The sequence below is a fragment of the Pseudomonas sp. ok266 genome (genome assembly GCF_900110195.1).
In the GTDB taxonomy this organism is placed as follows: domain Bacteria; phylum Pseudomonadota; class Gammaproteobacteria; order Pseudomonadales; family Pseudomonadaceae; genus Aquipseudomonas; species Aquipseudomonas neuropathica.
Map to the genome: position 1 here is coordinate 27,256 of NZ_FOCU01000005.1, position 10,109 is coordinate 37,364.

At 58.1% G+C, this 10,109-nt stretch carries 10 protein-coding genes; 8 read left to right on the plus strand and 2 right to left on the minus strand.

What is annotated here, in order from left to right:
* Positions 1-88: 88 nt before the first annotated feature.
* Positions 89-907, minus strand: coding sequence for a posphoenolpyruvate synthetase regulatory kinase/phosphorylase PpsR (locus tag BMY54_RS10270; RefSeq protein WP_093431771.1), 819 nt, complete (start codon positions 905-907; stop codon positions 89-91).
* 174 nt (positions 908-1,081) lie between these two features.
* Between BMY54_RS10270 and ppsA the strand changes: the two genes are divergently transcribed.
* From ppsA to BMY54_RS10310, 8 genes are all read left to right on the plus strand, one after another.
* Positions 1,082-3,457 carry a phosphoenolpyruvate synthase gene (gene ppsA / locus BMY54_RS10275; RefSeq protein ID WP_093431773.1) on the plus strand — a complete coding sequence of 792 codons (2,376 nt, stop codon included), beginning with the start codon at positions 1,082-1,084 and terminating at the stop codon, positions 3,455-3,457.
* Positions 3,458-3,554: 97 nt separating this feature from the next.
* Positions 3,555-4,544 carry an alpha/beta fold hydrolase gene (locus tag BMY54_RS10280; protein WP_093431775.1) on the plus strand — a complete coding sequence of 330 codons (990 nt, stop codon included), beginning with the start codon at positions 3,555-3,557 and terminating at the stop codon, positions 4,542-4,544.
* Positions 4,545-4,768: 224 nt separating this feature from the next.
* On the plus strand, positions 4,769-5,260 hold the full coding sequence (gene rraA / locus BMY54_RS10285) for a ribonuclease E activity regulator RraA (RefSeq protein WP_093431777.1): 492 nt from the start codon (positions 4,769-4,771) through the stop codon (positions 5,258-5,260).
* A 22-nt stretch (positions 5,261-5,282) separates the two neighbouring features.
* Positions 5,283-6,278 carry a zinc transporter ZntB gene (locus BMY54_RS10290; protein ID WP_093431779.1) on the plus strand — a complete coding sequence of 332 codons (996 nt, stop codon included), beginning with the start codon at positions 5,283-5,285 and terminating at the stop codon, positions 6,276-6,278.
* 63 nt (positions 6,279-6,341) lie between these two features.
* Positions 6,342-6,590, plus strand: a complete 249-nt coding sequence (locus BMY54_RS10295; RefSeq protein WP_008076827.1) for a hypothetical protein — start codon at positions 6,342-6,344, stop codon at positions 6,588-6,590.
* Between the two features lie 2 nt (positions 6,591-6,592).
* Complete coding sequence (locus BMY54_RS10300; RefSeq protein WP_007916401.1) at positions 6,593-7,417, plus strand: mechanosensitive ion channel family protein; 825 nt, start codon at positions 6,593-6,595, stop codon at positions 7,415-7,417.
* A 90-nt stretch (positions 7,418-7,507) separates the two neighbouring features.
* Positions 7,508-8,098 (plus strand): RNA polymerase sigma factor SigX, encoded by a 591-nt coding sequence (gene sigX / locus BMY54_RS10305; RefSeq protein WP_011333251.1) that lies wholly within the window; start codon positions 7,508-7,510, stop codon positions 8,096-8,098.
* A 107-nt stretch (positions 8,099-8,205) separates the two neighbouring features.
* Complete coding sequence (locus BMY54_RS10310; RefSeq protein ID WP_034152869.1) at positions 8,206-9,240, plus strand: OmpA family protein; 1,035 nt, start codon at positions 8,206-8,208, stop codon at positions 9,238-9,240.
* Positions 9,241-9,337: 97 nt separating this feature from the next.
* Here BMY54_RS10310 and cobA read toward each other — a convergent pair whose 3' ends face one another.
* The gene (cobA, locus tag BMY54_RS10315; protein ID WP_093431781.1) at positions 9,338-10,105 is read right to left on the minus strand and encodes a uroporphyrinogen-III C-methyltransferase; all 768 of its coding nucleotides are present in this window, start codon (positions 10,103-10,105) and stop codon (positions 9,338-9,340) included.
* Positions 10,106-10,109: the final 4 nt, after the last annotated feature.

Sequence of the window (10,109 nt, forward strand, 5' to 3'; positions counted from 1 at the left end):
GTTTGGGGTGAATGCAACATGTGCAAACACCCGAGAACCCTGTGGGAGCGAGCCTGCTCGCGAAGGCGTCAGATCAGGCAATACAGACCTATTTGAACCGCCGCTCCACACCTTTCTCCACCAGAATCTTCGCCGAAATCTCTTCCACGGAAAAATGCGTGGAGTTGATGTTGGGGATGTTCTCGCGACGGAACAGATTCTCCACTTCACGCACCTCGAACTCGCACTGGGCGTAGCTCGAATAACGGCTGTTGGGCTTGCGCTCGTTGCGGATTGCGGTGAGGCGGTCCGGGTCGATGGTCAGGCCGAACAGCTTGTGCTGATGAGCGCGCAGGGCCGTCGGCAGGGTCAGGCGTTCCATGTCGTCTTCGGTCAGCGGATAGTTGGCCGCGCGAATGCCGAACTGCATGGCCATGTACAGACACGTCGGCGTTTTGCCGCATCGCGACACGCCCACTAGTATCAAATCGGCTTTGTCGTAATAGTGCGTGCGCGCGCCGTCGTCGTTGTCGAGGGCAAAGTTAACCGCCTCGATACGTTCCATGTAGTTGGAGTTGTGGCCGATCGAATGCGACTTGCCGACGGTGTAGGAAGAGTGCTCGGACAGTTCCTGCTCCAGCGGGGCAAGAAAGGTCGAGAAAATGTCGATCATGAAACCATTGGACGTTGCGAGAATCTCACGGATGTCCTGATTGACAATGGTGTCGAAGATGATCGGGCGAAAGCCGTCGGTTTCAGCGGCTTTGTTGATTTGTTGTACCATGGCCCGCGCTTTTTCAACGCTGTCGATGTACGGTCGCGTGAATTTGCTGAAGGTAATGTTTTCGAACTGCGCCAGAAGGCTTTGACCCAGGGTTTCGGCAGTGATGCCGGTGCCATCGGAGATGAAGAAAGCAGATCGTTTCATTTGCACCTTGGGCCTTAAGCTAATGAGCATTTCTGGATATGATAGGCGCGATTTGTCGGCCGCGACTGGCCCGCATTCTCACTTATTTTCCAGGTCCAGGCCATACAACCGGCCAAGGCTCCCCCGGGCCACCGGTTTCTGAGCTTTTCCAACACAGTTAGTGGAGAGATCACCTTGGTAGAGTACGTAGTTTCCCTCGATAAGCTCGGCAAACACGATGTTGAGCATGTGGGGGGCAAGAACGCATCCCTGGGCGAGATGATCAGTAACCTGGCAGGCGCCGGTGTTTCGGTCCCCGGCGGCTTCGCCACGACGGCCCAGGCCTATCGTGATTTCCTCGAACTGAGCGGCCTCAACGACCAGATCCACAAGGCCCTCGACGCGCTCGACGTTGATGATGTCAACGCCCTGGCCAAGACCGGCGCACAGATCCGTCAATGGATCATGGAAGCCGAATTCCCTGAAAAACTGAATGCCGAAATCCGCACCGCGTTCGCCGCGCTGTCGGCCGGCAATCCTGATGTGGCCGTGGCCGTGCGTTCTTCCGCCACCGCCGAAGACTTGCCGGACGCCTCGTTCGCCGGTCAGCAGGAAACCTTCCTGAACATCCGTGGTGTGGAAAACGTTATCCGCGCCGCCAAAGAGGTGTTCGCGTCGCTGTTCAACGACCGTGCGATCTCCTACCGCGTGCACCAGGGCTTCGACCACAAACTGGTCGCCCTGTCGGCTGGCGTGCAGCGCATGGTGCGTTCGGAAACCGGCACTGCCGGCGTGATGTTCACCCTCGACACCGAATCCGGTTTCCGTGACGTGGTGTTTATCACCGGCGCCTACGGCCTGGGCGAAACCGTCGTACAAGGCGCGGTCAACCCGGATGAGTTCTACGTGCACAAGGGCACGCTGGAGGCCGGTCGTCCGGCGATCCTGCGTCGCAACCTGGGCAGCAAAGCGATCAAGATGATCTATGGCGACGAGGCCAAGGCCGGTCGTTCGGTCAAGACCATTGACGTCGACAAGGCGGATCGCGCGCGTTTCTGTCTGTCCGACGCTGAAGTCAGCGAGCTGGCCAAACAAGCGATGATCATCGAGAAGCACTATGGCTGCCCGATGGACATCGAGTGGGCCAAGGACGGTGACGACGGCAAGCTCTACATCGTGCAGGCGCGTCCGGAAACCGTGAAAAGCCGCACCCAGGCCAACGTCATGGAGCGTTACCTGCTGAAAGAAACCGGCACCGTGCTGGTTGAAGGTCGTGCGATTGGCCAGCGCATCGGCGCCGGTAAGGTTCGCATCATCAAAGACGTGTCCGAGATGGACAAAGTCCAGCCGGGCGACGTACTGGTTTCCGACATGACCGACCCGGACTGGGAACCGGTCATGAAGCGCGCCAGCGCGATCGTCACCAACCGTGGCGGCCGTACTTGCCACGCGGCGATCATCGCTCGTGAGCTGGGTATTCCGGCAGTGGTCGGTTGCGGCAACGCCACCCAACTGCTGAAGGATGGCCAGGGCGTGACCGTTTCGTGCGCCGAGGGCGACACCGGTTACATCTTCGAAGGCGAACTGGGCTTCGACATCAAGAAGAACTCCGTCGACGCCATGCCGGAGCTGCCGTTCAAAATCATGATGAACGTCGGCAACCCGGACCGCGCCTTCGACTTCGCGCAACTGCCGAACGCCGGTGTGGGCCTGGCCCGTCTGGAATTCATCATCAACCGCATGATCGGCGTCCACCCGAAAGCGCTGTTGAACTACGACGGTCTGCCGCAGGAAATCAAGGACAGCGTCGATAAGCGTATCGCCGGTTACGACGATCCGGTCGGCTTCTATGTCGAGAAACTGGTTGAAGGCATCAGCACCCTCGCGGCTGCGTTTGCACCGAAGAAAGTTATCGTGCGTCTGTCGGACTTCAAGTCCAACGAATACGCCAACCTGATCGGCGGCAAGCTCTACGAGCCGGAAGAAGAAAACCCGATGCTGGGCTTCCGTGGCGCTTCGCGTTACATCAGCGAATCGTTCCGTGACTGCTTCGAACTCGAATGCCGCGCGCTGAAACGTGTGCGCAACGAGATGGGCCTGACCAACGTCGAAATCATGGTGCCGTTTGTCCGTACTCTGGGCGAAGCCAGCCAGGTTGTTGATCTGCTCGCCGAGAACGGCTTGAAGCGCGGCGAGAACGGTCTGCGCGTGATCATGATGTGCGAACTGCCATCCAACGCGATCCTTGCTGAAGAATTCCTCGAATTCTTCGACGGTTTCTCGATCGGTTCCAACGACCTGACTCAGCTGACCCTGGGTCTGGACCGCGATTCCGGTATCATCGCGCACCTGTTCGACGAGCGTAATCCGGCGGTCAAGAAGCTGTTGGCCAACGCGATTGCGGCATGCAACAAGGCCGGCAAGTACATCGGTATCTGCGGTCAGGGTCCTTCGGACCACCCGGATCTGGCCAAGTGGCTGATGGAGCAGGGCATCGAAAGCGTGTCGCTGAACCCGGACTCCGTGCTGGAAACCTGGTTCTTCCTCGCCGAAGGCCAGGCGCAGGCCTGATCAATATGTGAACGGCCCGTTCCCTCTCAGGGGCGGGCCTTGAGATTCAAGTAGGGCGGGCTCCTGTAGATGCCGCCCTTTTTTGTGCAAGAGCATTATGCAAAGCAGCAGCAACTTATTTCCTGTCGCCCTGATCAGCGCCGAACGGCGTGGTGATCTGAGCGAAGACGTGTATCGCTTGAAACCCGGCAACAGTCCCGACTGGTCCGTGGAAATCGCTGTGACCCGTTTGGGCATGGCCGATGACTCGACGCCTCGCGGTGTGCCGGTGATTCTGCTGCACGGCAGTTTTTCCAATCGGCGCTTCTGGTTCTCACCCAAAGGCCTGGGCTTGGGCGCATATCTGACGCGCCTGGGGTTCGACGTTTGGATTCCGGAGATGCGCGGCCACGGCCTGTCGCAGCGCAACGAGGAATACCGGCGCAATCGCGTGGCCGACTATGCCCGCTACGACCTGCCGGCGATTGCCGCGTTCGTGCGTGAGCAGAGCGGACAGGTGCCGCACTGGATTGGTCATTCGCTGGGCGGCATCACCCTGGCGGCGGCGCTCGGTGGCGAATACCTGGGCGAGCCGGCGGTAGCGTCGGCAGCGTTTTTTGGCACCCAGGTCAGCCGCACCTACTGGCCGCTGAAAATCCCGCCAGTGGAGTGGAGCGGGCGCTTTATCCTCAAGCGTTTTGCGCAATTGTCGGGTTCGCGTCTCAAGCGTGGCCCGGAAGATGAGCCGATCGGTCTGGCGCTGGAAAGCATGCGCTGGTACGGCTTGTTCGGTCGTTTTGGCGACAAGGACAAGGATTGGTGGGCGGGGCTGGCCGATGTTCAAGTGCCAGTGCTGGCGGTGACCGCAGCAGGGGATCATCAGGATCCGGCCTGGGCCTGTCGCAAATTGTTCGAGCAGATCGGCTCCGAGCACAAGCAGTTCATCAATCTGGGGCGCGAGCAGGGCTTCAACGATAATTTCGGCCATGTCGAGATGTTGGTGAGCAAAGCGGCGCAGACCGAGGTCTGGCCATTGGTGGCGCTTTGGTTGAACGATCAGCACACGCCATTGTTGGGCGAGAAGCCGGATCTGGCCGCTGCCGTGTGAGTGCGAAGGACTTGAAGGGATTTCGTTCGGGTTGGCTTGCGGCTAAGATATGACGCAATGTGCGGATCTGGTCATTTTTGGTGGCGGTTTAGCTATTACGTTTCAGGGTTTGTTCAGGTTCGTTCAGCGACCATGGGATGGACTAAGGTAAACAACGACCACCGAAACTCGTCTCCTCAGAACGCAGCATCCTTGATCGTTTTCCTTTTTACAGGAGTTTTTCGATGAACCATTACCTTACGCCTGATCTGTGCGACGCCTATCCGGAGCTGGTACAGGTGCTGGAACCGATGTTCAGCAATTTCGGCGGCCGTGATTCGTTCGGCGGCGAAATCGTGACCATCAAATGCTTCGAAGACAACTCGCTGGTCAAGGAACAGGCTGAACTCAAGGGCAGCGGCAAGGTGCTGGTGGTCGATGGCGGCGGTTCGCTGCGCCGTGCGCTGCTGGGCGACATGATCGCCGAGAAGGCGGCGAAAAACGGTTGGGAAGGGCTGGTGATATACGGCTGCATCCGTGACGTTGACGTCATCGCCCAGACCGATCTGGGCGTGCAGGCGCTGGCCAGCCATCCGATGAAAACTGAAAAACGTGGTATTGGCGACCTCAACGTCCCGGTGACTTTCGCCGGTGTGACGTTCCACCCGGGCCACTACATTTATGCGGACAACAACGGCGTGATCATCTCGCCGAGTCCGCTGAAGATGCCTGAATAAGCTTTTCGACAAAGGGATGCGGATGTTCGAGGAAGAAAACGCGCAGTGGGGGCTAGTGCATGCCCTGGTGCTGGACGGAAAAGGCGGTGCGCGTTCGATAGCCCGGACTGAGCTCGACGATTTGCAGCTGCAGGCCCATGAAAGCCTGTGGCTGCATTGGGATCGCAGCCATCCGCAGACCCAGACCTGGCTGCGCAAATCCAGCGGGCTCAATGAATTCACCTGTGATCTGCTGCTGGAAGAGAACACCCGGCCGCGCCTGTTGCCGCTGCCGGATGCCGAACTGTTGCTGTTTCTGCGCGGGGTCAATCTCAACCCGGGCGCCGAGCCGGAAGACATGGTCTCGGTGCGGATTTTCGCTTCTGCCCAACGGGTGATTTCCCTGCGTTTGCGCCCGTTGCGCGCCACCGATGAGCTGCTGGCGCAATTGGCCGACGGCAACGGCCCGAAAACCTCCTCCGAACTGATCCTTTATCTGGCGCAGTTCCTCACCAACAAGGTGCAGGATCTGGTCACTTGCCTCTCGGAAATCGCCGATGAGGAAGAAGAAAAGATGGATGCCGACGAACGGTATACTCCCGAGCATGGCGCCATTTTGCACATCCGTCGCCGGGCGGCCGGACTAAAGCGTTTTCTTGCACCGCAGCGGGATATTTTCGGACAACTCACGCGGATAAAACTGCCTTGGTTTGTCGATGACGATGCCGATTACTGGAACGAACTGAACAACAGTCTGACCCGCTATCTCGAAGAGCTCGAATTGACCCGAGAGCGCGTGGGGCTTGTGCTGGAGGCCGAAGACCGGCGCTTGAGCGAGCGTATGAATCGCACGATGTACCGCTTCGGGATCATCACCTGCATCTTTTTGCCGATGAGTTTTATCACCGGTTTGCTGGGTATAAACGTCGGCGGAATTCCGTTCTCCAGCAGCCCTTATGGTTTCCTGATTGCCTGTTTGACGGTGCTCGCCCTGGCCTTCGGTCAGTGGTGGTTATTCCGTCGTTTGCGCTGGGTATGAAGATGGCGCATGTGACCCGACCAAATCTGCCCGCGTCTTTCACAGACATCACGAGAGGTGCGTATGCACGATCCGTTTGAACAGTCTTTGCGCGACATGCTCAACGCTTCGCCGTCCAGCCGCGACGACGATGCGTGCCTGGGCCGCGTACTCAAAACCGCCAACCGCCAGGTTGGCGCCGGTGATCTGTTCAGCCTGCTGGGCCGCTGGCTGCCCGCGCTGATGATCGCCCTGAATAATGGATCGGCGCATGTCTCGCCGGTTTCCCGTCTTCGTAAACCTACCGCTCGCACTGCTGATAAGGCTGATTGAATATGGAACTTGATCTCTGGACTCAGAGCCTCGTCACGGCAATGACTGCGTTGTGGACCAAAGTCGCCAACTTCATCCCGAACCTGTTCGGCGCACTGGTCGTGCTGCTGTTGGGTTTCGTGGTGGCCAAGCTGCTCGATACCCTGCTGTCCAAACTGCTCGCCAAGCTCGGTCTTGATCGCCTGATGGGCGGCACCGGGCTGACCAAGTTGATGTCGCGCGCCGGGTTGCAAGTTCCGATCTCGACCCTGATCGGCAAGATCGTTTATTGGTTCGTCCTGCTGATTTTCCTGGTTTCTGCAGCAGAATCCCTTGGCCTTGAGCGAGTTTCGGCTACGCTGGATATGTTGGCGCTCTATTTGCCGAAAGTATTCGGCGCGGCGCTGGTGTTGCTGGTAGGTGTTTTGCTCGCGCAACTGGCCAACGGGCTGGTGCGCGGGGCGGCAGAAGGCGTGGGCCTGGACTACGCTTCGGGGCTGGGGCGAATTGCGCAAGGGCTGGTGATCATCATCAGCATCTCGGTCGCGATCAGTCAGCTTGAGGTCAAGACTGACCTGCTGAACCATGTGATCGTCATCGTTTTGATTACCGTTGGTCTGGCCGTTGCGCTGGCCATGGGTTTGGGAAGCCGGGAAATTGCCGGTCAGATTCTTGCGGGAATCTATGTGCGTGAGTTGTATCAGGTTGGGCAACAAGTGCGTGTTGGCGAGGTCGAAGGCCAGATCGAGGAGATCGGCACGGTTAAAACCACATTGCTGACCGATGAGGGTGAGCTAGTCTCTCTTTCCAATCGGATCCTGCTGGAACAGCATGTGAGTAGCCGCTAATCCGGCAAACCCTGCTAATGTATGCCGCCGCAAAATGCCAGCTGATGCTGGTTGCGGCGGACATTGACCTGACTGTCGGCACGACTTGTTTTGAATAAAGCCCAAACGCTATCCACGCGCTACGACCCCCGCGAGCTCTCTGATGAGGAGTTGGTCGCGCGCTCGCATACCGAGCTTTTTCACGTAACGCGCGCCTATGAAGAACTGATGCGGCGTTACCAGCGAACATTATTTAACGTTTGTGCGAGATATCTTGGGAACGATCGCGACGCAGACGATGTCTGTCAGGAAGTCATGTTGAAGGTGCTGTATGGCCTGAAGAACTTCGAGGGGAAATCGAAGTTCAAAACGTGGCTGTACAGCATCACGTACAACGAATGTATTACGCAGTATCGGAAGGAACGGCGAAAGCGTCGCTTGATGGACGCATTGAGTCTTGACCCCCTCGAGGAAGCGTCCGAAGAAAAGGCGCCGAAACCCGAGGAGAAGGGCGGGCTTGATCGCTGGCTGGTGTATGTGAACCCGATTGACCGTGAAATTCTGGTGCTTCGATTTGTCGCAGAGCTGGAATTTCAGGAGATCGCAGACATCATGCACATGGGTTTGAGTGCGACAAAAATGCGTTACAAACGTGCTCTAGATAAATTGCGTGAGAAATTTGCAGGCATTGCTGAAACTTAGTTCAGCGCAAATATCTCTTACGTGTAGGCAAGTTCTGATAGACTTGCCGCCGAGTTGTCCCCCGGTTTGCGGGACTGCTTCACAATCACCAGATGGGGATTTAACGGATGAAACTGAAAAACACCTTGGGCTTGGCCATTGGTTCTCTGATTGCCGCCACTTCGTTCGGCGCTCTGGCACAAGGCCAAGGCGCAGTTGAAATCGAAGGCTTCGCAAAGAAAGAACAATTCGACAGCGCTCGTAACTTCAAGAACAACGGCAACCTGTTCGGCGGCTCGATCGGTTACTTCCTGACCGACGACGTTGAACTGCGTCTGGGCTACGACGAAGTGCACAACGTGCGTTCCGACGACGGTCGTAACATCAAGGGCGCTAACACCGCTCTGGACGCTCTGTACCACTTCAACAACCCAGGCGACATGCTGCGTCCATACGTATCGGCTGGTTTCTCCGATCAGAGCATCGGTCAGAACGGTTCCGGCGGTCGTGACCGCTCCACCTTCGCCAACGTTGGCGCTGGTGCCAAGCTGTACTTCACCGACAACTTCTACGCCCGTGCTGGCGTTGAAGCTCAGTACAACATCGACCAGGGCGACACCGAGTGGGCTCCTAGCGTCGGTATCGGTGTGAACTTCGGTGGCGGCTCCAAGCCTGCTGCTGCTCCAGTTCCAGCACCAGCTGAAGTCTGCTCCGACAGCGACAACGATGGCGTTTGCGACAACGTTGACAAGTGCCCGGACACCCCAGCCAACGTAACTGTTGACGCTGACGGCTGCCCAGCAGTTGCTGAAGTTGTTCGTGTTGAGCTGGACGTTAAGTTCGACTTCGACAAGTCGGTTGTGAAGCCAAACAGCTACGGCGACATCAAAAACCTGGCTGACTTCATGAAGCAGTACCCATCCACCACCACTACTGTTGAAGGTCACACTGACTCCGTCGGTCCTGACGCTTACAACCAGAAACTGTCCGAGCGTCGTGCAAACGCCGTTAAGCAAGTTCTGACCAACCAGTACGGTGTTGAATCGTCCCGCGTTCAGTCTGTTGGCTACGGCGAATCCCGCCCAGTTGCTGACAACAAAACTGAAGCTGGCCGCGCTGTAAACCGTCGCGTAGAAGCGCAGGTTGAAGCTCAAGCTAAGTAATTAGCTGCCGCTCTGAGAAAAGCCCGGCTTAGGCCGGGCTTTTCTTTGCCTGCGATTTGGCTTTGCAGCTTTAAAAGGTCGCAGCCTGCGTCAGCTCCTACAGGACCAATGCAGATCCAAAGTAGGAGCTGCCGCAGGCTGCGATCTTTTGCTCTTCAACAACAGCCGCCACCGCCCCGATCACCAGAATCGCCGGGCTTTTCAATCCAAACGCACACGCGTCATCACTCATGCTCGCCAGATCACTCCGGCATTCGCGCTGCTCTGGCAACGATGCATTCTCGATCATCGCCACCGGCGTATCCGCCGCCATCCCGCCTGCCAGCAGTTGATCGCGAATCTCCCCCAGCTTGGCCACGCCCATATAAACCACCAGCGTCGTACCCCCCTGTGCCAGCGCCTGCCAGTTCAACTGGCTGTCGTCCTGGGTGTGTGCAGTCACCAGGGTCACCCCGCGCGCCACACCGCGTAACGTCAGCGGAATATCGCACTGCGTCGCCCCGGCCAGCCCAGCGGTAATGCCATTGACCAGTTCCACCTCAACTCCGCGCTCACGCAGCCACTGCGCCTCTTCGCCGCCACGGCCGAAGATGCACGGATCGCCGCCCTTGAGCCGCACCACACACTTGCCATGGCGGGCATAGCGCAGCATCAACCGATGGATAAATGCCTGCGGCGTCGAACGGCATCCACCGCGTTTACCCACCGCAATAATGCGGGCGTCAGGACAGTGTTCCAGCACCGCGTCGTTGACCAGATCATCAATCAGCACCACATCGGCCTCGCGCAGGGCGCGCACCGCTTTGAGGGTCAGCAGTTCCGGATCACCCGGCCCCGCGCCGACCAGCCAGACTTTTGCGTTCATGGTG